Raw genomic sequence first — 24,642 nt, 5'->3', positions numbered from 1 at the left:
GCCGAGCACGCTTCCGCGGTCTCCCCCGCACAGCGCACGGTCACCTTCCCAGGCCGTCATCGACGGCAAAAGTCGTCGGGCGCGGCGGACTCCATGGTGACCCGGCCTCAGCCGTCCGGCGTGCGAGTCCCGCGCGGCGGACGCCACCGGCGGCGCCAGGAGGTGGCGACGTGAACCGGGACGACGCCTTCGAGGCACGCCCCCGGGGCCGGCACCGGCCAGGGACGGCGCCCACGCAGGTCCGCTCTCGACCATGGGACCTGGCCCAGAAGGCCGCCGCTCAGCAGTTGGACCAGATGGAGCCCGTCTGGGCGATCTGCTACGGCGTGGGCTCGCGACGGTTCTATGCCGCCGCCACCTGGCCGACACCCGACCCCCTGCTCGTCGAGGCGGATACCACCGACGAGCTGCGCGACCTGATGCGCGCGGCCGAACGAGCGGTGCTGTACCGGCCCCCGGCCCACCGGTCCGCCGCGCGGGCGGCCGATCGTGCGGGCCGCCCACCTCACCCGGCCCCCACGGGCCATTCGACATCTCACGGAGCACCGATGCCAGAGACGCAGGACGGCGGTCTGCGTACCGTCTGCTGGGACCTGCCGGACGACCTGTCGATGGTCGGCAAGACCCGCACCATGGTGAAAGAGGTCCTCACCACCTGGGCGCTGCTCACCATCGCCGATGACGTGATCCTCGCCGTGAGCGAGCTGCTCGCCAACACGGTCGTACACGGCCTGCCGCCGGTGAGGCCGTCGCTGTGGCTCACGCCCGGCAAGCAGTGCGTTCAGGTGAGCGACCATGGCCCCGAGCGGCCCCGCCACCTGAGCCTGGACCTCGAAGCAGTCCACGGCCCGTGACCTGGTCATCGTCAACGCCCAGCTCCCGCCTCCGGACCGACCCATTTCCCCGGCACTCCGGGCATGACCGTCTGGGCCTGCCGGCGCCTCCCCCTCCGAGTCGCGGGACGTGACCCACAGCGCCCCCCGCGGATCGGGCGATCTTTGTGGACGGTTGATGGAGCACGACGTATGAGTGCAGGTAGAGTGCAGTTACAGCGTCACCATTGTTCATGATCGCCTCTGGAGGCCCCGAAACCGCACAGAGGGGGCCGAAAGGACGTCTCATGCTGCTGAGGTTTCGGGTCGCCAACCACCGGAGCATCCGCGACACGGCGGAGATCTCGCTGGTCAGCAGTGCCTTCAGCGGGTCCAGACCCGCCGACCATGACTGGATGGCGGTGACGACTCGAGTGGCGGGGATATACGGTGCGAACGCCTCCGGGAAGTCAACAGTTCTCGAAGCTCTGGGCTTCATGATCGATGCCATTACGCACAGCGCCACGACCTGGGGCAGCAGGAGCCGTTTTCCTCATCATCCGTTCACCCTGGACGCCGATTCAAGAACCCAAACGTCCCTGTATGAAATCGACTTCGTTCTTGATGGAGTCCGCTACACCTACGGATTCGAGTCATCAGCGACGGGCATCCACATGGAATGGCTCTTCAGTTACCCGACCGGGCGAAAAAGGATGCTCTTCGAGCGCAGCGGGCTCAGCGGTGAGGACATGGAGTTCGGGCGCTCTCTTCCCGGTGAGAACGTGCGCATCGCTCGCCTGCTCCGCCCTACGGCCCTCTACCTCTCGACCGCGGTCAACAGCAACCACAAGTCGCTCGATGCCGTTTACCGATGGATCACCCAGCACATGCGGTATGCCCGGTACACCGAGGCCGATCGTCATGCGCGCATCATGTGGGCGCGCAACATCATGGAGAACGAAATCGTGCTGTCGCAGGCGATAGGCCTGCTCAGGTTCGCCGATCTCGGGATCACCGGCATGGTTCTTGACGAAGAAGATCTGGACGACGATATCGTCAGCATACTGAAGGACTCCCTCGAGGGGCTTATGGGCTCCGAAAGCCCGTCCCGGTCCATGCCCTCCCTGGAAGAAATCATCGGCGAACTGAAGAAAAAGATCAGATTCACACACTCCGGAGCAGATCCTACGGGTTCCTTTCTACTGTCGCTGGAGGAGGAAAGCAGCGGAACCATCGCCTGGCTCGCACTCGGCGTCCCTGCGCTGATGGCATTGCGGCATGGCGATGTGATGGCCATAGACGAGCTCGACGCAAGCCTCCATCCGCGCCTCGCCGCCGCGCTCGTCGGAATGTTCAAAGACCGTGAGCTTAATCCGGCGGGTGCGCAACTGATTTTCACCTCCCACGAGACGAGCCTGCTCGGCCAGATGCCGGGGATCAACCTCTCGAAGGATGAGATCTGGTTCACGGAGAAGACCGCCCAGGGCGCAACAGAACTGTTCTCCTTGGCCGAGTTCCCCGTACGACCGACGGACAACTTCGAGAAGCGCTATCTCCAGGGCCGTTACGGCGCGGTGCCCATGGTCTCCCCTGAAGAGCTCCGGACGGTCGTGCTCAGGGAGGCACAGTGAGCGGGCGCCGTTCACGTGGATCGAGCGATCTAGGGCGACGCCGGCACACGAAGCAGGAGAAACCACGAATCCTCATCGTCACCGAGGGCCTCAACACGGAACCTCAATATTTCAAGGGATTGCTCCACGAGCTGAGAGCGACCGGCGTCGAGGTGTACAGGCTGCACGTCGAAGGGATCGGCCGCGATCCAGTAAGGGTCGTGAAGAAGGCCCTGGTCATCTCGTCGGAGGCTCCCGCGGGCGACGAGTACGAACAGGTATGGTGCGTGGTCGACGTGGACGACCACGAGACGCTTCAAACTGCGCTTTCAGCTGCCAGACGCGCGTCCATCAACGTCGCCGTCAGCAACCCCTGCTTCGAGGTGTGGCTGCTCTGGCACTTCACGGACCACCGGTCGCATGTCAACCAGGTCACCCTGAAAAGGAAACTGCGGGATTTCGGCGTCCACGGCAAGAACCTTCCGGCTGATTTTCCGTATGCGGAATACACATCAGCGATGACGCGCGCCGAGGCGTGTGGCCCGAGCGATGACTTCCAGCTCCCCGCCAACCCGTCCAGTTCGGTAGGCCGATTGACCCGGATGCTGACCCGGTAGAGGCAGGGACATCCCCTCACCCACAGCCACCACTTCCTCGCAGGCTGTCACACTCGCGACCCGGATCACTGGGCACAGCTCGCAGGCCGAAACCTTCAAGGGCTGAGCAGGTTCACGAAGTCATATCCGCGAGTAGGTCGTCCCAGGCGGTCAGGAAGCGTTTCAGGGCGTATCTGGTGAGGGCGGCTGTGCGGGCGGCTTCGCCGGTCCTGCGGGCGTGGGCCGGGTCGGCGATGAAGTGTTCCAGGGCGGTGGCGAGGGTGGCGGGGTTCGTGGAGATGACGCCCGCGTCCGGGGGGACGGCCTCGACGGCCTCGGTGGTTGCCAGGGCCACCACCGGCAGGCCGAGGAGCATGGCCTCGATCAGGGACAGGCCGAGCGAGGTCCAGCGGTACGGGTGCAGGTACACGCGGCGGCGGGCCAGTTCGGCGTGCATCGCGGCCTGGGGCAGGTCCTCGAAGACGGCCAGTCGCGACGCCGGGGCGGTGGCGAGGTCGGGGAGGTGGGCGAGGAGGTCGGTGACCTTCATGCCGAAGACGTCGAGGGGGACGGTGGCGGCGAAGGCCGGGAGGAGGTCGGTGCCGGCGACGCGGCGACGTCGGATCGGTTCGTTGACCACCACCCCGGCTCGGGGAAGTTCGCCCGTGTAGCGGTGGCCGGGGTCGACGATGCCGTGTTCGATGACGCGGGTGGGCGCCCGGCCCGCGTCCCAGAACAGCGCGTTGAAGTGGGTGACGTGGACCAGCGGGATGTCGTCGCGGTCCGCGAGCGGGTGGCGGGTGTGCGGGACGTCGCCGACGGGCGTGTTGTGCTCGACGTACACGGCGGGGACGTCGAGGCCGGGGCGGCGGCCCGTCCAGCGGTGGGCGAGCTCGATCTCGTGGGGGCGTTGCAGGACGATCACGTCGATGTGCTCGCCGGCGAGCCGGTCCCACGGCACCTCGCGCGCGCTCGCGGGCCACGGGTACGTCCGGGCCCGGCCGCGGCCGTCGGGGCCGCGGTCCGGGGTGAGCGGGACGACGTACTCGTGGGGGCCCTGGACGAACGCCGTCGCCCAGGACCCGTGCACGTGCCAGAGGAGGACCCTCACGTGGGGTCCCCCGCCTCGCGAGGGCGGTCCTCGGAGGCGGGGGGACGTCGCGCGTACCGCCGGCGGGCCGGGATGACCTCGTGCGGCGCCGCGCGCGGGCCGCGAACGCGGAGGGCGGGAGTGTCGTCGCGCGCGGGGCGGAAGGAGTGGGCGCCGGGGGTGAGGAACCGGCGGCGGATCGGGGGCGGTTCGACGCAGTGGCCGGCCAGGGCCATGTCCACGGCGGTGCCGAGGTCGGGGGCGGTCTCGCGGGCGGCGGCGGTCTCGGCGGGCAGGGTCTGCGGGGTGGGGACGAGGATGCCGCGGGCTCCGGCGGCGCGGGCGGCCTCCATGTCGCTGCCGATGTCGCCGATGACGACGCAGTCGCGCGGGGTGACGCCGAGGACGCCCGCCGCGCGCAGGATGAGACCGGGCGCGGGTTTGCGGCATCCGCATCCGTCCTCGTCGTCGTGCGGGCACACGGCCCAGATGTCGAACGGTCCGAGTAGTTCCTCCACGCGGGCGTTCACGGCGTCCAGGGCTGCCGGGGTGATGAGCCCTCTGGCGACGCCCGCCTGGTTGCTGACCACGCCGATGGGAATGGACGCCGCGCGCAGCCGGTCGAGGGCCGCGCGGACTCCCGGCATGGGCGTGACACGGCCCGGGTCGGCGTTGTAGGGGACATCGATGACGAGCGTCCCGTCGCGGTCGAACAGGACGGCGGCGGTCATGTGCTCGACGCAGGTCAAGGTGACACCTCCAACCAAATCGTCTGTGGGCCCCCTGTGGCCCGTACACCTACAGCACCCTCCGGGCGGGAATCGTCTGGATCGAGTGCGTATGCACTGTTAGTCGCGTTTTCGGGCAGATCAAGTCGCGCGCGGGTGATGGTGTCGTCATCCTGGGTGCCGATGCGGGGCGCCCTCGCGGCGTTGCGGGCGTGGTCCCCATAGCGTTGGGGCTACCCGGTGCGTCGGCCGACAAACCCCCGCCAGCCGCTACTAAGCGTGACAAAGCTCAAGCTTCCCTCCTTACTACCTCGACTTATGCGCAAAGCCCCGTTTGAGAGCCGCTTCGCTCGGTAACCAGACTCCCGCGGCCCTACGGAGGTAAGCCGATGCGGTTTCTGGGGATCAACGCAATATTCCACGACCCTGCGGCGGCCCTCGTGGTGGACGGGGAGGTCGTGGCGGCCGCGGAGGAAGAGCGGTTCAGCCGCCGTAAACACGGCAAGCGCCCGGTGCCCTTCTCGGCGTGGGAACTGCCCGAGCAGGCCGCGGCCTGGTGCCTGGAGCAGGCCGGGCTGCGTCCCGAGGATTTGGACGGCGTCGCCTACTCCTACGATCCCGAGCTGGTCAAAGCAGACGACACGGGGACGAAGGCGGCCGGCGACCGCGGAATGGCCGCGCACTGGGAGGAGCTGCGCACCACGTACGCGCGCCGCGCCCCCGCCTTCCTAGCGACCGCGCTGCCCGGCCTGGACACCGCGCAGGTCAAGTACGTCCCGCACCACATCGCGCACGCCGCGTCCGCGGGCCTGGCCGCGCCGTACCGCGACTCGGCCGTGCTGGTCTGCGACGGCCGGGGCGAGGCGGTATCCCACCTGGCCGGGCACTACCGCGACGGCGAGCTGACCGTCCTCGCCACGCAGGAGCTCCCCCACTCGCTGGGACTGATGTACGAGGAGGTCACGGCGCACCTGGGCTTCCTGCGCTCCAGCGACGAGTACAAGGTGATGGCCCTGGCGGCGTACGGCGAGCCGCGCCACCTCGGCGCGCTGCGCGAGCTGGTCCACACGACCGGGGACGGCGGCTTCCGCGTGGAGCCGATCGACTGGAGCGGGTACGCCAAGCCCCTGCGCCGCGGCGAGCCCTGGACGGGCGACCACGCCGACCTGGCGGCCAGCGTCCAGGCGCGGCTGGAGGAGGTGCTGCTGGAACTCGCCGGGTGGCTGCACGAGCGCACGAAGGAACGGTGCCTGACGATGGCCGGCGGGGTGGCGCTGAACTGCGTCGCCAACACCCGGCTGCTGGACGAGGGGCCGTTCGCCGGCATCTGGGTGCAGCCGGCGGCGGGCGACGCGGGGACGGCGCTCGGCGGCGCGCTGCACCTCGCGCAGGCGTACGGCGAGCCGGTGGCGCCGATGGCGGGCGCCGCGCTCGGCCGGGGGTGGACGGACGAGGAACTGGCAGCGTGGCTGGTCGCGGCGCGCGTCCCGTACAAGAGGCCCGCGGACCTGGCGGACGCGGTCGCCGCCGAGCTGGCCGCCGACCGGATCGTCGCCTGGTTCCAGGGCCGTTCGGAGTTCGGGCCGCGGGCGCTCGGGCGGCGCTCGCTGCTCGCGCACCCGGGGCACGCCGCGAACACCGAGCGGCTCAACGCGGTGAAGGGCCGCGAGCAGTTCCGGCCCATCGCGCCGATGGTGCTCGCCGCCCGGGCGCCCGAGATCTTCGCACGCGGGCCGCTGCCGAGCCCGTACATGACGTTCGTGCACGATGTGCGGCCCGAGTGGCGCGACCGGATCCCGGCGGTGGTGCACGTGGACGGGACGTCGCGCGCCCAGACCGTGGACGCGGTGGCCGAGCCGCTGCTCGCCCGGGTGCTGGAGTGCTTCGAGGCCCGCACCGGGCTGCCTGTGGTGATCAACACGAGCCTGAACACGGCGGGCCGTCCCATGGTGGACGACCCGCGCGACGCCCTCGAATGCTTCGGCTCCGCGCCGGTGGACGTGCTCGTGATCGGGCCCTACGTCGTGCGGCGGCAGGAGGTGCACGCGTCATGATCACCGTGGTGATTCCGACCATCGGGCGGCGGAGCCTGCGCCGGCTGCTGGCCGCGCTCGGGCCTGACGTGGACACCATCGTGGTGGACGACCGGCCGAGGTTCTGTCCCTCGCTCGCGGTCCCCCCGCACGTACGCGTGCTGCGCACGGGCGGGCGCGGCCCTGCGGCGGCCAGGAACGCGGGGTGGCGGGCGGCCTCGACGCAGTGGGTCGCGTTCCTGGACGACGACGTACTGCCCCCGCCGGGGTGGACGGACGCCCTGCTCGCCGACCTGTGCGGGCTGGCCGAGGACGTGGCGGGCTCTCAGGGACGGCTGACGGTCCCGCTGCCCGCCGAGCGGAGGCCCACCGACGCCGAGCGGAACACGGCGGCGCTGATGGACGCGGGGTGGGCGACGGCCGACATGGCGTACCGGCGGGACGCGCTGGAGGCCGTCGGCGGGTTCGACGAGCGTTTCCCGCGCGCCTACCGCGAGGACGCCGACCTGGCGCTGCGCCTGCTCAAGGCGGGATACGGGCTGGTCAAGGGCAAGCGGACGACCGAGCATCCCGTGCGCGACGACGGCTTCTGGACCAGCGTACGAGCGCAGCGCGGCAACGCCGACGACGCGCTGATGCGGCGCCTGCACGGCCCGGGCTGGCGCACGGCCATCGGCGGCGCCCCCGGCCGCCTGGCCCTGCACGCGCTGACGAGCGCGCTCGGGCTGGCGGCGTGCGCGTTGTTCGTGGTGGGGAGCGGTCGAGGGAGAGAGCACACGAGACCGGGCCGCGCGGGAACGGCGGGCTCGCGGGTGCGCGGCGCGCATGGCGCGGCGAGCGGGGTGGCGGGGAGAGCGCCCGCCGCAGCGGCCGGGTTGGGGTGGCTGGTGCTCACGACGGACTTCGTGTGGGCGCGGGTCGCTCCCGGGCCGCGGACGCCGGCCGAGGTCCTGCGCATGGCGGTCACGAGCGTGGTCATCCCGCCGGTGGCGTGCGTCCACCGGCTTCGTGGTGAACTGCGAGCCCGCCGGTGAACGGCCTCGCGCGCGGCAACGACCGCGAGCAGGGAAACCGCCGGGAGCGCGGGAACGGCCGGGAGCCCGCGAACCGCCAGGACCACGGCAACGGCCGGGAGCGCGGCAACCGGCGGGCGCACGGAAACCGCCGGGAGCGGGAGAACGGCGGGCGCCGCGACGCCGGGACGGTTCTCGCCGTGCGGCTGGACAACGCCGGGGACGTGCTGCTCGCCGGGCCCGCGGTCAGGGCCCTGGCGGCGGGCGCGCGGCAGGTCGTGATGCTCACGGGTCCGAACGGCGGCGCGGCGGCCCGGCTCCTGCCCGGCGTGGACCGCGTGCTGGAGTGGCGAGCCCCGTGGATCGACCACGACCCGCCCCCGCTCACCCGCCCGCATGTGGACGAATTGCTCGAACTCATCGACAAGGCCGAGCCGGACCAGGCCGTCATCTTCACCTCGTTCCACCAGTCCGCGCTGCCGCCGGCCCTGCTGCTGCGGCTGGCGGGCGTCCCCCGGATCGCCGCGATCAGCGAGGACTACCCCGGCTCGCTGCTCGACGTCCGCCACCTCGTGGACGAGACCGTGGACGTCCCCGAGCCCGAGCGGATGCTCGACCTCGCCCGCGCCGCCGGTTTCGACCTGCCGCGCGGCGACGACGGCGCGCTCGCGGTGCGCCGTCCCCTCCCCTCGGTGGACCGGTTCACCGGCCCGCCCGGGTACGTGGTGGTGCACCCGGGCGCGTCGGCCCCTGCCCGGATGTGGCCCGCCGAGCTGTACGCGCGGGCCGTACGGGGCCTGGTGCTGGACGGGGTGCGCGTGGTCGTGACCGGCGACCCGGACGAGCAGGCGCTGACCGCGCGGGTCGCCGGGGCCTACGGCACCGACCTCGGGGGCGTCACCACCTTCCCCGAGCTGGCGTCCGTGCTCGCGGGCGCGTCGGTGGTCGTGGTGGGCAACACCGGCCCCGCGCACCTGGCCGCGGCGGTCGGCACGCCCGTGGTCAGCCTGTTCTCGCCCGTCGTCCCCGCGGCGCGCTGGGCGCCGTACCGCGTGCCGGTGGTCCTGCTGGGCGACCAGCGGGCGGCCTGCCGGGGCAGCCGGGCGCGCGTGTGCCCCGTACCCGGTCATCCGTGTCTGGCGTCGGTGACCGCGGAGGAGGTCGTCCGGACCGTCCTCGACCTGGTGGAGGTCGCCGGCCCGGAGGCCGCCGGGGCCGCGCAGGGCCCGGCCGGCGTGAAGGAGGGGGTCCGATGAGGATCGCCATGGTGTCCGAGCACGCCGACCCGCTCGCCGCCGTGGGCGGGGTGGACGCGGGCGGGCAGAACGTGCACGTCGCGGGCCTGGCCACCGCGCTCGCCGCGCTGGGCCACGAGGTGACCGTCCACACGCGCCGCGCCGGGAACGAGCCCGCCGCGATCACGATGGCGCCGGGCGTGACCGTCGAGCACGTGCCCGCGGGCCCGGCCGCGCCGCTGGTCAAGGACGATCTGCTCCCCCACATGCCGGAATTCGCCGCCCATCTCGAACGGCGCTGGCGCGGGCGGCGTCCCGACGTCGTGCACGCGCACTTCTGGATGAGCGGCATGGCCGCGCTCGCGGCGGCGGCGGACCTGGGCGTGCCGGTCGTGCAGACCTTCCACGCGCTGGGGTCGGTCAAGCGGCGCTGGCAGGGCTCGGCCGACACGAGCCCGCCGGCGCGGCTCGCGATCGAGCGCGACATCGGCCGGCGCGCGGCAGCGGTCATCGCGACCTGCTCCGACGAGGTCAAGGAGCTCGCGGCCATGGACGTGCCGGTCGCGCGGGTCTCGGTGGTGCCCTGCGGCGTCGACCTCGGCCTCTTCCGCCCCGACGGGACGATCACGCGGCACGAGGACCGGGACGGGCACGTCCGCATCCTCAGCATCGGCAGGCTCGTCCCGCGTAAGGGCGTCGAAACGGTGATCGAGGCGCTGTGCCACGTGCCGGACGCCCGGCTCGTCATCGCGGGTGGGGAGCCCGGCGACGAGGACACGCCGAGGCTGCGCGCGCTCGCCGCCTCGCACGGCGTCGGAGGGCGGGTCCGGCTGATCGGCGCGGTGGCGCGGGCGGACGTGCCCGCGCTGATGCGGTCGGCGCAGGTCGTCGTCACGGTCCCCTGGTACGAGCCGTTCGGCATGGTGCCCGTCGAGGCCATGGCCTGCGGGGTTCCCGTCGTCGCGTCCGCCGTCGGCGGGCACCTGGACACGGTGGCGGGGTGCGGCATGCTCGTGCCCGCCCGCCGGCCGCGCATCCTCGCCGCGGTGCTCCGCGACCTGCTGGCCCGGCCCGACCTGCGCGCCTCCCTGGGCGCCACGGGGGTCAGACGCGCCCGTTCCCGGTACGGCTGGCCGCAGGTGGCCGCGCAGACCGAGTCGGTGTACCGCAGCCTGATCGGCGACCGGGTCGGCCCGCTCGCCGCGGCGGGAGGGTGAGCCATGGAGCGGGAGGGTGAGGCCGTGCAGCGGGAGGGTGAAGCCATGCATCCGCATCTGTCGCGACTGAGCGCCGCGCTGTCCGCCGTCGACGCCGACACACCGAAGATCCGCGCGTGGGGGCGGGCGCTCGCCGGGGTGCTCGTCCAGGGCGGGCGGCTGCTCGCCTGCGGCAACGGCGGGTCGGCGGCGGAGGCGCAGCACCTGACGGCCGAGCTGGTGGGACGCTTCCGCGCCGACCGGCGCCCGTACGCGGCGATCCCCCTGCACGCCGACACCTCCGCCTCGACCGCGATCGTCAACGACTACGGCCCCGAGGAGCTGTACGCGCGCCAGGTGCGGGCGCACGGGCGTCCCGGCGACGTGCTGATCTGCCTGTCCACCAGCGGGGCCAGCAAGAACGTCCTGGCGGCGGTGGAGGCCGGCCGCGCGGGCGGGCTGGTCACGTGGGCGCTGACCGGGCCGGCGCCGAACCCGCTGGCGGGGCTGTGCGACGAGGCGCTCGCGGTGCCCTCCGGCGACCCGGCGACGGTGCAGGAGGTGCACCTCGCGGTCATCCACATGCTGTGCGACGTCTTCGAGCGGCACGCCGGGCACGCCGCCCCCCCGGAGATCGACCGGGACGAGGAGGGCGGGACGCGCGTCCGCGAGCGCGCCCCCCGCACGGAGCCCGGGACATGAGGGCCGGGCCCATCGTCGTCGTCGGGGACTCGCTGCTCGACGTGGACATCGAGGGCGACGCCGACCGGCTGTGCCCGGACGCGCCGGTCCCGGTCGTGTCCGGCCGCGCCGAGCACCGCAGGCCGGGCGGCGCGGGGCTCGCCGCGCTGCTGGCCGCGCGCGAGGGAGCCGAGGTCGTGCTCATCACGGCGCTCGGCGAGGACGCGCCCGGCCGCGGGCTGCGCGCGCTGCTGTCGGGGTTCTGCGAGGTCGTACGGCTGCCGCTGCGCGGGACGACGTCCCGCAAGACACGGGTGCGCGCCCGCGACCAGACGCTGGTCAGGATCGACACCGGCGACGGGCGCGCCTGGCGCGGCCCCGAGGGGCACGAGGGCGACCGGGCCGCGCGGGCGCTGCGCGGCGCGGGCGCCGTCCTGGTGTCGGACTACGGGCGCGGCGCGAGCGAGACCGTCCGCGACCTGCTCAACCGGCTGACCGTACCGCTGGTGTGGGACCCGCACCCGAAGGGCTCGATTCCCGTGCCCGGCTGCGCGCTCGTCATCCCGAACCAGGCGGAGGCCGCCGTCCTGTGCGCCCAGCGGTACACCGGGCCCGAGCCCGCCGCCCGCCTGCTGGTGAACGAGCTGCACGCCGAGGCGGTCGCCGTCACGCTGGGCGAGCGCGGGGCCGTGCTGTGCCGCCGCGGCGGGCGGACGACTCGCGTGCCGCCGCCCGCGCTCGTCTTCGGCAGGGACACCTGCGGCGCGGGCGACCGGTTCGCCTCGTCGGCGGCCCTCGCCCTGCGCGCGGGGGCCCCCGCCGGGGAGGCGGTGGCGTGCGCGGTGGCCGAGGCGACGCGGTTCGTCGAGGCCGGGGGCGCCGCCGCGATCCGCCTGCCCGACCCCGCGCCGGCGGCCAGGCCGCGCACGGCCATGGAGCTCGCGGCCCACGTCCGGGCGACCGGTGGCAGGCTGATCGCCACGGGCGGCTGCTTCGACCTGCTGCACGCCGGGCACGTCCGGCTGCTGCGGCAGGCGCGGGCGCTCGGCGACGCGCTCATCGTGTGCGTGAACTCCGACGAGTCGGTCCGGCGGCTCAAGGGTCCGGGCCGGCCGGTCGTCACCGAGCACGACCGGATGGAGATCCTGCGCGCGCTCGGCTGCGTGGACGCGGTCGCCGTCTTCGCCGAGGACACCCCGTCCGAGCTGATCGAGCGCCTGCGCCCCGACGTGTGGGTGAAGGGCGGCGACTACACCGGGTTCGACCTGCCCGAGGCGGACGCGGTGCGGCGCGCGGGCGGGGAGGTCGTCGTGCTGCCCACCGCGTCCGGACACTCCACCAGCGGCCTGATCGCCGCCGTCCAGGGGGTCAGGTGAGCACCCGCGCGTGACGGCGGACCGGCCGTCACGTCGCCCGCAGCGGACCGAAGCCCCCCGGGAAACAGGAGGAACATCGATGATCGGAAACATCCTGGTCACCGGCGGGGCGTCGGGCCTGGGAAGGGCCACGGTGACCGCCGTCGCCCGAGCGGGCGGCCGCCCCCTGGTGATCGACGTCACCGCTCCCCCGGACGCCGCCGAGCCCGCGTACGCGACGCACGGCCGCGCTCCCGCCGGACGGGGCCGTGCGGCCCGCGCCGAGCACGCGAGCCGCGACGGCGCACTGACGGCGGAGGCGGGGATGCGGGAAGCGGTCGATCCGCTCGTGAAGCCGGGCGGGACGGCGCCGGGGTCCGGCAACGGGCATCGCGGCGGCCTCACCGATGGCGGCCTCACCGGCGGCGGTGACCGAGGGGGCGGCGCCGGCCGAGCGGGCGGCCGCGACCTCATGGGCGGCGTCGCCCCCGGCGATCACGTGGTGGCCGATCTCGCCGACCGTGAGCAGGCCGAGCGGGCCGTACGCGAGCTGGCCGAGCGGGCGGGCGGGCTCTACGGGGTGGTGACGGCCGCCGGCATCGACCGGTGCGGGCCGCTGGAGAAGGTCGGGGCGGATGAGTGGGAACGCGTGATCCACGTCAACCTGCTGGGCACGGTCTCCGTGATCAGGGCGGCGCTGCCGTACCTGACGCGCTCGGGCGGCCGGGTCGTCACGGTGGCCTCGACGCTGGGCCTGCGCTCGGTGAGCGACGCCACCGCGTACTGCGCGGCCAAGGCGGGCGTGGTCGGGTTCACCCGCGCGCTGGCGGCCGAGCTCGCCGGGCGGGTCGGGGTCACGCTGCTGGTGCCCGGCGGCATGCGCACGCCGTTCTTCGACGACCGGGACGACCAGTACAAACCCGGCCCCGACGCCGACCTGAACAGCCCAGAGGACGTCGCGGCCACCGTGGTCTTCGCGCTCGGCATGCCCCGGGGCTGCGAGGTACGGGAGCTGGTCGTGTGCCCGGCGCGGGAGACGTCATGGCCGTGAACGAACGCCCTCCTCGGGCGAGGACGCCGCGTCGTATCCCCGCCCGCGTCCCCCAGACCGTCCCCCAGACCGTCCCGCACGCACCGCAGACCGACCGGCGTCCGTACACCTGGCGGCCCGCGACGCGCCGCATCAACCCGGGGGAACCGACGGCGATCGTCCGGAGCGCGCCGTCCGGGCGGCGGGTGCCGGGCAGGAGGCCCGACGCGCCGGTGTTGCTGGTGCTGCGGGGGCTCGGGCTCGGTGACCTGCTCACCGCCGTGCCGGCGCTGCGGGCGCTGCGCAGGGCCCACCCGGGGCACCGTCTCGTGCTGGCCGCGCCCGCGTCCCTGTCGGGCCTGGTCTCGCTGATCTCGGCTGTGGACGCGCAGCTCGACGTGTCCGGCCCCGGTCCCGTGCCGGTCGAGCGGCCCGATATCGCGGTGAACCTGCACGGCCGGGGCCCGGAGAGCATCGTGGCGCTCTCGCGCACCCGGCCGGGACGGCTGCTCACCCACGCCCACCCGGAGTTCCCCGGCCTGGACGGCCCGCCGTGGAGCCGCAAGACCCACGAGGTGCGGCGGTGGTGCGACCTGCTGGAGTGGTACGGCATCGCCGCCGACCCGTCCGACCTGCTGCTCGACCCTCCGGAGCCGCCCGGCCCCGGCGCGCCCGGGTACGTCGTCGTCCATCCCGGCGCGGCGTCGCGGGCGCGGTGCTGGCCGGTGGAGCGGTTCGCCGAGGTGGCCGCCGCGCTCGCCGCGCAGGGCCACCGGGTGCTGGTCACCGGGGACGCGTCGGAGCGGTCGCTGGCCTTCCGGGTGGGCACGCTCGCCGGGCTGCCCGTGGAATGGGTGCTGGCCGGACGCACCGGCCTGCGGGATCTCGCCCACCTCGTCGCGGGCGCGCGGCTGCTGGTGTGCGGGGACACGGGGGTGGCGCACCTCGCGACCGCCTACGCGACGCCGTCGGTCGTCCTGTTCGGCCCGGTCTCGCCCGACCAGTGGGGTCCGCCGCCCGACGGCCGTCACATCGCCCTGTGGGCCGGACGGTCGGGGGACCCGCACGACAACCGTCCCGACCCGGGGCTGCTGGAGATCGGCACCGAGACGGTGCTGGACGCCGCCCTCGGCCTGCTGGAAGCGGGGGTCGCCCGATGAGCGCCCCGGCGGCGCGGGTGGTGCGGCGGGTGGTCGTGACCGGGGGTGCGGGGTTTCTCGGGTCGCATCTGTGTGAGCGGCTGCTGGCCGGGGGCGCGTCCGTGATCTGCATGGACAACTTCCTCACCGGCACGCCCGCCAACGTGGAGCACCTGATCGGACGCCCGAGGTTCCGCCTGGTCGAGTGTGATCTGACCGGGTACGTCCACGTGCCTGGCGACGTGGACCTCGTCCTGCACTTCGCCTCCGCCGCCTCGCCTACCGACTACCTGCGCCACCCGATCGCGACGCTCAAGGTGGGCAGCCTCGGCACGCTGCACGCGCTCGGCCTGGCCCGCGAGAAGGGGGCCCGTTTCGTGCTGGCGTCCACGAGCGAGGTGTACGGCGACCCGCTGGAGCACCCGCAGCGCGAGACGTACTGGGGCAACGTCAACCCGGTCGGCCCGAGGAGCGTGTACGACGAGGCCAAGCGGTTCTCCGAGTCGCTGACCACCGCCTACCGCGAATCGCACGGCGTGGACACGGCCATCGTGCGCATCTTCAACACCTACGGTCCGCGCATGCGGCCGCACGACGGCCGGGCGATCCCGACGTTCGTCCGCCAGGCCCTCATGGGCGAGCCGATCACCGTCACGGGCGACGGCGCCCAGACCCGCTCGGTCTGCTATGTGGACGACACCGTCGAGGGTGTGCTCCGGCTGGCGGGCAGCGGCTTCGCGGGGCCGGTGAACATCGGCAACCCCTCGGAGCTGTCCATGCTGGAGCTGGCCACGATGATCCGCGACCTCACGGGCTCGTCCTCGCCGATCACGTTCGTCGACCGGCCGGTGGACGACCCCGCCGTGCGCCGCCCGGACACTTCGCTGGCCGCCGACCGGCTCGGCTGGCGTCCCCTGGTGGACGTGGACACCGGTCTGCGCCGCACGATCGCGTGGTTCGAGCGCGCGCTGCTGGAGAAGAGCCGCCCCGCGTCCTGACACCCGCCGAAAGCCGCAGCCGCGCGTCCTCCGTCAACCGACGTGCACCCGGGGACGGCGGCTCACGTCCGGCTCGGCCCGGCGGAGGATCTCGCGGGTCAGCGGCGCCACGTCCCCGCCGCCGAGGATCAGATAGCCGACGAACGCGATCACCGGGTTGCCCTCGGCCCAGCGGAAGTACACCTGCGGGACGATCCCGGTCGTGTCGCGCAGGTGGAGCAGGATCGCGGCGATCGCGTTCGGCGCGGACGGGCTGCCGGCCGTGAGGAACCGGCAGCCCTGACGCCGCTCGCCCTTCACCTCGACGGTACTGCTGAAGTCCGAGGCGTCGCTGATCGACACCTCCAGGAACAGCGTCGGCGTGCCGCGCGGCAGGTGGTGCAACTGGCGGGCGCGCCGCGCCTTGTCGCGGTAGTCCACGCGCCCGCGGTCCTCGGGGTTGGTCGCGAGGAGCGGGAGCTGCCCGGACGCGACGGCCTCCCGGACGAACTCGCGGGCGCGCGCGTCCAGCGTGACCCCTTCCACGCGCAGCTCCAGCGAACGAGTGGCGCGCGAGACGAAGGACGTCAGGATGATCGTGCCGATGAAGAACGACGCGATCTTGATGCCTTCCGGCCGCTCGAAGATGTTGGCCACGGTGGTGTACAGCAGCACCGCCGTGATCGCGATGTAGTGGGCGAGCCGGCGCCGGTCCCCGCGCCGGCGCGCGGACAGGGTCACGGCCAGCGCCGCCGACAGGATCACGACGAGCACGCCCGTCGCGTACGCGCCGCCCTGCGCGTCGACGTCGGCCTTGAAGAGGAAGGTGATGCCGAACGCCACGGCGGTGAAGACGACCGTCAGCGGACGGGTGGCCGCCGCCCAGTGCGGGGCCATGCCGAACTTGGGCAGGTAGCGCGGCACGACCGTGAGCAGGCCCGCCATGGCGGACGCCCCCGCGAACCACAGGATCGTGATCGTGCTGAGGTCGTACACCGTGCCGAACCCCTCGCCGAGGTAGGCGTGCGCGAGGTAGGCGAGGGCCCGCCCGTTGGCCTTGCCGCCCGGCTGGAACTGCTCGGGCGGGATCAGCACGGCCGTGGTGAAGCTGGTGGCGATCAGCATGAAGCTCATGATCACAGCGGCGGTGGTGAGCAGCCGTTTCGCGCCGCGGATCCTGCCCTCCGGACGCTCGGGGTCGTCGCCCTCGCGCCCTCGGATCAGCGGCATCACGGCCACGCCGGTCTCGAAGCCCGACAGCCCGAGCGCCAGCCTGGGGAACACCAGCAGCGCCACCCCGGCCAGGAGCAGCGGCGACGGATAGCGCGCGGCCAGCAGCCGCTCCCAGCCGACCACCAGCGCGGGCTCGGTGAACAGGTGCCCGACCGCGACCGCCACGACGACCAGGTTGAGCGCGAGGTACACCGAGACGAGCCCGACGGCGATGCCGATCGCCTCGCCGAAGCCGATGAGGAACACCACGGCCAGCAGCGCGATGAACGCCAGTGTCACGCCGATCCGGTGGCCGCGCAGCACGTCGGGCGAGAAGGGGTTCTCGATGACGTGCGCCGTCGCGTCGGCCGAGGACAGGGTGATCGTGATGATGAAGTCGGTGGCGAGGAAGCCGAGCAGCACGAGCACCAGGAACTTCCCCGGCCATCCGGGCAGGTAGCGCTGGAGCATGGAGATGCTGCCGCGCCCGTGCGGGCTCTCCTCCGCGACGTGCCGGTAGATCGGGAGCGCGCCGAACAGCGTCACGGCGACCAGCACGAGCGTGGCGACCGGCGACAGCGCGCCCGCGGCGAGGAACGCGATGCCCGGCTGGTATCCGAGCGTCGAGAAGTAGTCGACGCCCGTGAGGCACATGACCCGCCACCACGGATGCCCCTCGCCGGGCGGCGTCTCGCCGTCTCTGGACGGCGGCCCCGCGAAGAGCCACCGCGCCACTCTCCGCCTCTTCGCATCGCCCCCGGTCACGCCAGGGTAGATACCCCCAGGTCAGTGCCGGTTTACCACGGCGAGCCCCGCGTAGTGCCCGGGTTGGTGGTCAGCGGGCCATCGCGGGCGAGCCTCCCGTGAGGTAGAACGTGGTGCCGTCGGCGCGGGCGTCCAGGGCGGCGTGCAGCCTTCTGATCAGATACGACGGCATCAGGTCCCGCGCCTGGCGCAGGTCGAAGAAGCCGTGCGCGTCCAGCTCCTCCTCCTGCAGGATGACGCCCACCCCGTCCGGCACGGTGCCGCAGTCGAAGAGGAAGTGGACCAACGGAATGGGACGGTCGCCGAAGGGCGGCACCCAGTGGACGCCGAGCAGCCGTCCGACGGGCAGGAACAAGCCGAGTTCCTCGTGGACCTCGCGGGCGCACGCCTGGTCGGGCGTCTCGTCCTCGTCCACGTGGCCGCCGGGCCAGATCCAGTGATCGCGGTAGTTGGGTTTGACGAGCAGCACGCGGCCCGCGGGGTCGGTGATGAGCGCCCCGGCCCCCGCGAGGGTCTTGTTGATCCGCGTGTAGAACTCGGACGACGAGATAGTGGCCATGATCCGACCGTAGTGCGGCGGCGGTCCTGATCATCCCCTAGGGGCTCCCCCGTACGCCTGAGGGGGGACGGGACGGATGCGATCTACCCCTTTTGCCGTATCCGCAAGGTAGATTTCCCGGCCGATGTTCCGATGCCTCTCCGCTTCTACCTTCAGAGAAACGACTCGCTGGGGGAGAAATCAGATGAGACGCCGGAGGAATCTGGCCGCCTCGATCGGCGGATGGAGCGCCCGCCACAGATGGGCGGCGATCCTGATCTGGGTGGCCTTCGTGGCGGCGGTGACGTTCGCCGGAAGCGCCGTGGGCACCGCGAAGATGAAGGACTACGAAAGCCAGAACGGCGACTCGCGCAAGGCCGGGCAGATCCTCGACGGCGCCGACTTCAAGGAGGTCGCGAGCGAGGTCGTCCTGGTCCAGTCCAAGGACGGCGCGCTGACGGTGTCGGACCCGCGGTTCCGCGAGGCGGTCGCCAAGGTCAGGGACGCGGTCACCGCCACCGGTCAGGTCGAGCACGTCAGGACGCCGTACGACGCCGAACCGTCGCCGGTGACCGAGGACCGGCACACGACGCTCCTCCAGTTCGACATGAAGGGCGCGGCGGCGGACGCGGACGCCAAGGTGCGGCCCGTCCTGGACGCCGTCGCCGCCGTTCAGAAGAGCTTCCCCGAGCTGCGCGTGGAGCAGGCGGGCGGCGCGAGCGCGGGCAAGATGATCGGCGAGGCGATCGACAAGGACTTCGTCCGCGCGGAGCAGCTCTCGCTGCCGATCACGTTCGGCATCCTGCTGGCGGCGTTCGGCGCGCTGCTCGCGGCGCTGGTGCCGCTCGCCCTGGCCATGACCGCCATCGTCGGCGCCACCGGCCTGCTGGGGCTGACCAGCCACCTGCTGCACGTGGACGACGCGACCCCGAACCTCATGCTGCTCATCGGCCTGGCCGTCGGCGTCGACTACTCCCTCTTCTACATCCGCAGGGAGCGCGAAGAGAGGGCCAAGGGCCGGGACAAGCGCCGCGCCATCGAGATCGCGGCGGCCACCTCGGGACGGGCGGTCCTCATCTCCGGCATCACGGTCATGGTCGCCATGGCGGGCATGTTCCTCACCGGGAACGGCATCTTCATGGGCTTCGCGGAAGGCACGATCCTCGTCGTCCTCGTCGCGATGATCGGCTCGCTGACCGTCCTGCCGGCCCTGCTCTCGCTGATCGGCGACAGGATCGACGCGCGGCTCGTCCACGGCACCGTCCGCCTCGTCACCGGGGGCCGCGTCACCTGGGCGCGCAAGCTGGGCGGGCGCGGCGGCGAGGGCCGCGTCTGGAACGCCATGCTGACGCCGGTCCTGCGCCACCCGCTCGTGTCCGCGCTCGTCGCGGGCGGACTGCTGCTGGCGCTGGCCGCCCCCGCGTTCTCGCTGCGCACCGGCCCGCAGGGCTTCGACGACCTCCAGGGCGACTACGCGATCGCCGAGACGTTCAAGCGGATCGACCAGGCGTTCCCGGGCGGCAACGAGCCCGCCGTGGTCGTGCTCAAGGCCGCCGACGTCACCGCGCCGCAGGTCACCTCGGCCATCGACAGGTTCAAGGAGCGCGCCTTCGCGACCGGGGAGGCCAACGAGCCGTTCGGCGTCGAGGTGAACCCGGACAGGACGGTCGCGCGGATCTCCGTCGGCCTCAAGGGCGAGGGCGACGCCGCCGAGCACGCCGTGCGCACCCTGCGCGACAAGGTGATCCCCGGGACGCTCGCGGGGGTCGGCGAGGCCCACGTCACCGGCCACATCGCCGGGTCGATGGACTTCAACGACCAGCTCGGCCGGTCGATCCCGCTGGTGTTCGGGTTCGTCCTGCTCCTGGCGTTCCTGCTGCTGCTGACGTCGTTCCGTTCGCTGGTGGTGGCGGTCAAGGCGATCCTGCTGAACCTGCTGTCGGTCGCCGCCGCGTACGGCGTGCTCGTCCTGGTCTTCCAGAAGGGGTACGGCGAGGGCCTGCTGGGCTTCACCTCGACCGGATACATCACCGACTGGATCCCGCTGTTCCTCTTCGTGATCCTCTTCGGCCTCTCGATGGACTACCACGTGTTCATCCTCAGCCGGGTGCGCGAAGCCTACGACAAGGGCATGCGGACCGAGGACGCCGTCGCCTTCGGCATCCGTTCGACGGCGGGCGTGGTGACCAGCGCGGCGCTCATCATGGTCGCGGTCTTCGCCACCTTCGCCACCCTGTCGCTGCTGACCTTCATGCAGATGGGCGTCGGCCTGGCGGCGGCGATCCTGATCGACGCCACGATCGTCCGGGCGGTGCTGCTGCCGGCCACGATGAAGCTGCTCGGCGACTGGAACTGGTACCTGCCGCGCTGGCTGGGCTGGCTGCCGCAGCTCTCGCACGGCGACGACGAGGACGACAGGGACGACGAGGACCCCACGTTCCGGGCGCGCCACCGGATCCCGGCCGGCGTGTGACCACGGCCCTTCCGTAGCCGAATCCGCGACCCATTCCGTAGCCGATCCGTGGTCCGTTCCATGGCTCACCTGACGGGTCTTCCGAGGCCCACCTGATCGTGTACGGCCCGCGCCTGGCCGGTCGCCTTCTTCGGGGGAGGCGGCCACTCCGGGGGATCGCTCTGAGGGGGGACGATCGCCCAGCAGGCCGCCTCCGGGGGAGAGGCGGCGGCCACGGGGAGGCGCGGGCCGTACACATTTCCCGCCGGGCGGCGGCCGGTCCCCGCGGGGCCGGCCGGGGCCGAGGCGGCAAGGCGGGCGAGGAACTGCGCGCAACCCGGTAACGGTTCGGAAACGGCGAAACAGTAATATATTTCTCATGCCGGGGGAAAGAGCGTCTCGCAGGGTGTGGATCATCTGGGCGACCGGCGTTCTGGCCTACGCGATCGCCGTGTTCCACCGCCAGTCCCTCGGCGTCGCCGGCATCGAGGCGAGCGAGCGCCTGGGCATCGGCGCGGCCGGCCTGTCGACGCTCGCCATGCTCCAGCTCCTCGTCTACGCGGGAATGCAGATCCCGGTCGGCATCCTCGTCGACCGGCTCGGCTCCAAGCGCATGCTGCTCGTCGGCGCGGGCGTCATGGCCTGCGGGCAGCTCGTCTTCGCGATCTCCGGCGGCCTGCTCGACGCGGTCGCCGGGCGGGTGCTGGTCGGCTGCGGCGACGCGATGACGTTCATCAGCGTGATCCGCCTGGTCAACGTCTGGTTCCCACCCCGCCACAACCCGCTGGTGGTCCAGCTCACCGGCCTGCTCGGGCAGGTCGGCGCCATCGCCTCGGCCGTGCCGCTCATCCAGGCGCTCCACCACTACGGCTGGACGCCCACGTTCCTCACCGCCGCCGCGCTCGGCGGCGTCTCGCTGGTGATGGTCGCGGCCGTCCTGCGCGACGCGCGGCCGAACCGGGTCACCGAACGGCCGCGCCTGCGCGAGGCGTGGGCGGAGCCGGGCACGCGGCTCGGCATGTGGACGCACGCCGCCACCCAGTCGTCGTCCGCCGCGTTCCTCCTGCTGTGGGGATATCCGTTCCTCGTCGAGGGTCAGGGGCTCACCCCCGCCACGGCGGGCGTGCTGCTGAGCACGCTGACCCTGCTCGGCATGGCGTTCGGTCCCGTGCTCGGCTACCTCGCCGGACGCCACCCGTTCCACCGCTCCCGCATGGTGCTGCTCGTCATCGGTTCCACGGCCGGCGCCTGGGCGGTCGTCCTGCTGTGGCCCGGACGCGCGCCGCTGTGGGTGCTCGTCCCGCTGGTCGTGGTCATGGCCTGGAACGGCCCCGGCTCGATGCTCGGGTTCGACTTCGCCCGCACCTTCAACCCGGCCGCGCGCATGGGCATGGCCAGCGGCATCGTCAACGGCGGCGGCTTCGTGGCCACCGTGGCGGTCATCGCGCTCATCGGCGTCGTCCTCGACCTGCGGGGAGGGACCGCGCTCGACGACTACCGGTGGGCGTTCGCGACGCAGTTCGCGGTGTGGGGGCTCGGGGCCGTCCAGGTTCTCCGTTACCGCGCCCAGGCGCGCAGGCTCGCCAAGGAGGCCCTAGCCCGCGCCGCCGAGGCCGCCGAACGGGCCGAGCCGGGTCAGCTCGGTGAAGGGGACGGGGAAGTGGCCGGTGCCGATCAGCCCGCCCTCGGCGCGCGCCCGGCGCAGTAGCGCCTCCCGGGTGGCCACGGCCTGCTCGGCGTCCTCGTCGAAGGCGTAGGTGATCGCCGGGTTGGCGAGCTGGACGGGGTGGAGGATCACGTCCCCGGTCAGCGTCAGCGGCCCGACCTCCACGACCTGGTGGCCCGGCGTGTGCCCCGGGGCGTGCACGACGCGGACGCCCGGCACGACCTCGGCGGTCCCGTCCACGACATCGACCAGCCCGGTCAGCGGGCGCAGCACCCGCTCCAGCAGCGGGTTCGGGCCGGACTTCTCGACCCACTCCACCTCGGCCCGCTGGATGACGTGCCGCGCGTTCGGGAAGGCCGGCACGCCCTCGGCGACGGCCCCGCTCGCGTGGTCGCTGTGCAGGTGGGTCAGCACGACGGTGCCGACGTCCCCCGGCTCGACGCCCGCGGCGGCCAGCTCGTCCACGAGGCCCCCGGGCACCGGCGCCCAGCTCGACGCCGGGGAGTCGGAGCCGCCGATGCCCGTGTCCACCAGGACCACGTGCCCGGCGCGGTCGCGCAGCAGGTAGCAGCGGAAGTGCAGGATCCACTCCTCGGACACGCCCTCCCAGTCGGACGGCGACCCGCCGCTCAGGAGCTCCCGCAGCGGACGCCTCAGCGCCTCGCCCATGGGGCCCACCGCGTCGAGGAGCGGTGTGACCTCGAAACCGGCGATCGTCCTGGGGGCGTACGACATGGGACTCCTTCTGGCTCGGCGTCGCCCCAACACTATGAGGACCGGACGTTCCGGACGTACCCGACGGGACAAAACGGGCGGGGCTTGCGCACCGGGCGGGTCCGGCTGTTATAGTAGAGGTGGGTAATCAGGTTTGCGGATGACAGAGTCTCGGCACTCTGCTCCAGCGCGACGGGCTCGGCCCCGCGCACCGGCCCACCCCCTCTCACTCGGCCCGGTCCACCATCATCCGGCCCGGCCCTTTTCGAAATTCCACCGCTTTCGCGCAGCCACGTGTCGTGCGCGCCGGCGTCGGACACCGCCGTACCCCGCGTCCTCGCGGTCGCGTGTGCCGCCGCATTCCCGCGTTTCTCCGCGTTTCCGTCGACCGGGTCTCGATTCCTGGTGAGCGGTTCTCTTGCCATTCCCTATGGCCTTTATTCAAAATCCGAAGGACATCATCATGACCGTATCCATCGAAATCCCGGCGGAGGTTCCGGCCGGGATCCCCGCCGATCTTCACCCCGGTGACGCCACCGAGAAGGTCCCCAAGAGGCGGACCCGCCGCAGGGCCCCCGCCGACCACGCATCCGCCCCGCCCGACCGGCCCACCAAGCCGTCCCGCCGGTCCCAGACCACCGCCGAGCGGTCCGACCAGGGCGAACACCCTCTACGTGCGGTGTCCGGGCTGGTCGACGTCCGCGACAAGGCCGCCTACATCAGGACGAGCGGCTACCTGCCCGGCGAGGACGACCTGCGACTGCCGCTCTCGGAGATCCACCGGCTGCGCCTGCGCCCCGGCGACCTTATCGAGGCGACGGCCCGCAGGCCGTACGACCGGCTGGCCGAGCTCGTGTCCGTCAACGGGCGCGCCCCGGAGCAGGACAGGCCGCGCTTCGCCGACCTGACCCCCGTCCACCCGCGCGAGCGCCTGCTCCTCGAAACCGCCTCCCCGATCACCCGCATCATCGACCTGGTCTCCCCCGTGGGCAAGGGACAGCGCGGGCTCATCGTCGCGCCGCCCAAGGCGGGCAAGACCATCGTGCTCAAGGCCATCGCGGACGCAGTGACCGCCAACCACCCGGACGCGCACCTCATGGCGGTCCTGGTGGGCGAGCGTCCCGAGGAGGTCACCGACTTCCGCGAGTCCGTCAGGGGCGAGGTGATCGCCTCGACGTTCGACCGGCCCGAGCGCGAGCACACCGCGCTGGCCGAGCTCGCCGTCGAGCGCGCCAAGCGCCTCGCCGAGCAGGGCGCGGACGTCGTCCTGCTGCTGGACTCGCTGACCCGGCTCGGCCGGGCGTACAACGTCATCGCGCCGAACGGCGGCAAGACGCTGACGGGCGGCATCGACGCCCAGTCCGTCCACCTGCCGAAACGACTCTTCGGCGCGGCCCGCGCGCTCCGCGAGGGCGGCTCGCTGACGATCTTCGCGACCGCGCTCGCCGAAACGGGCTCCCGCATGGACGACAACTTCTACGAGGAGTTCAAGGGCACCGGCAACATGGAGCTGCGGCTCAGCCGGGCCCTCGCCGAGCACCGCCTGTACCCCGCCGTCGACGTGGCGGGGTCCGGCACCCGGCGCGAAGAGGTTCTGCTGGCCGGCGACGAGCGGGAGGTCGTGTGGAAGCTGCGGCGCGTGCTGGTCGGACTGGAGCGCGAGCAGGCGCTGACCGTCCTGCTCGACCGGGTACGCGAGACGCCCTCGAACGCCGCGTTCCTGCTCCAGGTGGCGGCCACGGCCGCCTGACCGGCGTCCCCGGGCGACCCTCGCCTCGCGCGATGGCCGGGACGCGAAAG

Annotated in this window: 20 protein-coding genes; 15 read left to right on the top strand and 5 right to left on the bottom strand. The window is 72.7% G+C overall.

Annotated elements, in window-relative coordinates:
* Positions 1 to 170: 170 nt before the first annotated feature.
* From DQ384_RS16080 to DQ384_RS16070, 3 genes are all read left to right on the top strand, one after another.
* The gene (locus DQ384_RS16080) at positions 171 to 854 is read left to right on the top strand and encodes an ATP-binding protein (protein WP_114029625.1); all 684 of its coding nucleotides are present in this window, start codon (positions 171 to 173) and stop codon (positions 852 to 854) included.
* A gap of 266 nt (positions 855 to 1,120) precedes the next feature.
* Positions 1,121 to 2,443 carry an AAA family ATPase gene (locus DQ384_RS16075; RefSeq protein ID WP_181871242.1) on the top strand — a complete coding sequence of 441 codons (1,323 nt, stop codon included), beginning with the start codon at positions 1,121 to 1,123 and terminating at the stop codon, positions 2,441 to 2,443.
* A complete protein-coding gene (locus DQ384_RS16070; RefSeq protein ID WP_114029623.1) occupies positions 2,440 to 3,039 on the top strand; it encodes an RloB family protein in 600 nt (199 codons plus the stop codon). Before DQ384_RS16075 ends, DQ384_RS16070 begins: the two co-directional genes overlap by 4 nt.
* Positions 3,040 to 3,151: 112 nt before the next feature.
* On the opposite strand, the gene DQ384_RS16065 is transcribed toward DQ384_RS16070, so the two are convergent.
* A complete protein-coding gene (locus DQ384_RS16065; protein WP_114029622.1) occupies positions 3,152 to 4,129 on the bottom strand; it encodes a glycosyltransferase in 978 nt (325 codons plus the stop codon).
* Positions 4,126 to 4,857, bottom strand: coding sequence for a D-glycero-alpha-D-manno-heptose-1,7-bisphosphate 7-phosphatase (locus tag DQ384_RS16060; protein WP_342769402.1), 732 nt, complete (start codon positions 4,855 to 4,857; stop codon positions 4,126 to 4,128). Before DQ384_RS16060 ends, DQ384_RS16065 begins: the two co-directional genes overlap by 4 nt.
* Positions 4,858 to 5,225: 368 nt before the next feature.
* Here DQ384_RS16060 and DQ384_RS16055 point away from each other — a divergent pair, with 368 nt between their 5' ends.
* The 9 genes from DQ384_RS16055 (at position 5,226) to DQ384_RS16010 (ending at position 15,516) form a co-directional block, all read left to right on the top strand.
* Complete coding sequence (locus tag DQ384_RS16055) at positions 5,226 to 6,890, top strand: carbamoyltransferase family protein (protein WP_114029621.1); 1,665 nt, start codon at positions 5,226 to 5,228, stop codon at positions 6,888 to 6,890.
* Positions 6,887 to 7,903: a glycosyltransferase family 2 protein gene (locus DQ384_RS16050; protein WP_114029620.1), complete on the top strand. Its 1,017-nt coding sequence runs from the start codon at positions 6,887 to 6,889 to the stop codon at positions 7,901 to 7,903. The genes DQ384_RS16055 and DQ384_RS16050 overlap by 4 nt, the downstream gene beginning before the upstream one ends.
* Positions 7,904 to 8,082: 179 nt before the next feature.
* Entirely contained in the window at positions 8,083 to 9,138 is a 1,056-nt protein-coding gene (locus DQ384_RS16045; RefSeq protein WP_114029776.1) for a glycosyltransferase family 9 protein, read from the top strand.
* Entirely contained in the window at positions 9,135 to 10,334 is a 1,200-nt protein-coding gene (locus DQ384_RS16040) for a glycosyltransferase (protein ID WP_114029619.1), read from the top strand. Before DQ384_RS16045 ends, DQ384_RS16040 begins: the two co-directional genes overlap by 4 nt.
* 45 nt (positions 10,335 to 10,379) lie before the next feature.
* Positions 10,380 to 11,015 (top strand): D-sedoheptulose-7-phosphate isomerase, encoded by a 636-nt coding sequence (locus DQ384_RS16035; RefSeq protein WP_114029775.1) that lies wholly within the window; start codon positions 10,380 to 10,382, stop codon positions 11,013 to 11,015.
* The gene (gene rfaE2 / locus DQ384_RS16030; RefSeq protein ID WP_114029618.1) at positions 11,012 to 12,370 is read left to right on the top strand and encodes a D-glycero-beta-D-manno-heptose 1-phosphate adenylyltransferase; all 1,359 of its coding nucleotides are present in this window, start codon (positions 11,012 to 11,014) and stop codon (positions 12,368 to 12,370) included. The genes DQ384_RS16035 and rfaE2 overlap by 4 nt, the downstream gene beginning before the upstream one ends.
* 79 nt (positions 12,371 to 12,449) lie before the next feature.
* Positions 12,450 to 13,400 carry an SDR family oxidoreductase gene (locus DQ384_RS42910; RefSeq protein ID WP_245966520.1) on the top strand — a complete coding sequence of 317 codons (951 nt, stop codon included), beginning with the start codon at positions 12,450 to 12,452 and terminating at the stop codon, positions 13,398 to 13,400.
* Positions 13,391 to 14,539 carry a glycosyltransferase family 9 protein gene (locus DQ384_RS16015; protein WP_114029773.1) on the top strand — a complete coding sequence of 383 codons (1,149 nt, stop codon included), beginning with the start codon at positions 13,391 to 13,393 and terminating at the stop codon, positions 14,537 to 14,539. The genes DQ384_RS42910 and DQ384_RS16015 overlap by 10 nt, the downstream gene beginning before the upstream one ends.
* The gene (locus DQ384_RS16010; protein ID WP_114029617.1) at positions 14,536 to 15,516 is read left to right on the top strand and encodes a UDP-glucuronic acid decarboxylase family protein; all 981 of its coding nucleotides are present in this window, start codon (positions 14,536 to 14,538) and stop codon (positions 15,514 to 15,516) included. The genes DQ384_RS16015 and DQ384_RS16010 overlap by 4 nt, the downstream gene beginning before the upstream one ends.
* Positions 15,517 to 15,549: 33 nt before the next feature.
* On the opposite strand, the gene DQ384_RS16005 is transcribed toward DQ384_RS16010, so the two are convergent.
* Both DQ384_RS16005 and DQ384_RS16000 read right to left on the bottom strand, forming a co-directional pair.
* Positions 15,550 to 17,442: an APC family permease gene (locus DQ384_RS16005; protein WP_245966519.1), complete on the bottom strand. Its 1,893-nt coding sequence runs from the start codon at positions 17,440 to 17,442 to the stop codon at positions 15,550 to 15,552.
* Positions 17,443 to 17,542: 100 nt separating this feature from the next.
* Complete coding sequence (locus tag DQ384_RS16000) at positions 17,543 to 18,031, bottom strand: NUDIX domain-containing protein (RefSeq protein WP_114029615.1); 489 nt, start codon at positions 18,029 to 18,031, stop codon at positions 17,543 to 17,545.
* A gap of 184 nt (positions 18,032 to 18,215) precedes the next feature.
* Here DQ384_RS16000 and DQ384_RS15995 point away from each other — a divergent pair, with 184 nt between their 5' ends.
* Complete coding sequence (locus DQ384_RS15995) at positions 18,216 to 20,483, top strand: MMPL family transporter (RefSeq protein WP_114029614.1); 2,268 nt, start codon at positions 18,216 to 18,218, stop codon at positions 20,481 to 20,483.
* Positions 20,484 to 20,841: 358 nt separating this feature from the next.
* The gene (locus DQ384_RS15990) at positions 20,842 to 22,170 is read left to right on the top strand and encodes an MFS transporter (protein WP_114029613.1); all 1,329 of its coding nucleotides are present in this window, start codon (positions 20,842 to 20,844) and stop codon (positions 22,168 to 22,170) included.
* Here DQ384_RS15990 and DQ384_RS15985 read toward each other — a convergent pair.
* Positions 22,057 to 22,863, bottom strand: coding sequence for an MBL fold metallo-hydrolase (locus DQ384_RS15985; RefSeq protein ID WP_114029612.1), 807 nt, complete (start codon positions 22,861 to 22,863; stop codon positions 22,057 to 22,059). The genes DQ384_RS15990 and DQ384_RS15985 overlap by 114 nt on opposite strands.
* Positions 22,864 to 23,305: 442 nt before the next feature.
* Between DQ384_RS15985 and rho the strand changes: the two genes are divergently transcribed.
* Complete coding sequence (gene rho, locus DQ384_RS15980; protein ID WP_245966518.1) at positions 23,306 to 24,592, top strand: transcription termination factor Rho; 1,287 nt, start codon at positions 23,306 to 23,308, stop codon at positions 24,590 to 24,592.
* Positions 24,593 to 24,642: the final 50 nt, after the last annotated feature.

It is taken from the genome of Sphaerisporangium album (genome assembly GCF_003323745.1).
Classification (GTDB): Bacteria; Actinomycetota; Actinomycetes; order Streptosporangiales; family Streptosporangiaceae; genus Sphaerisporangium; species Sphaerisporangium album.
Note: the sequence above shows the minus strand (reverse complement) of the source record. Positions and strands in the feature narration are given on the sequence as shown.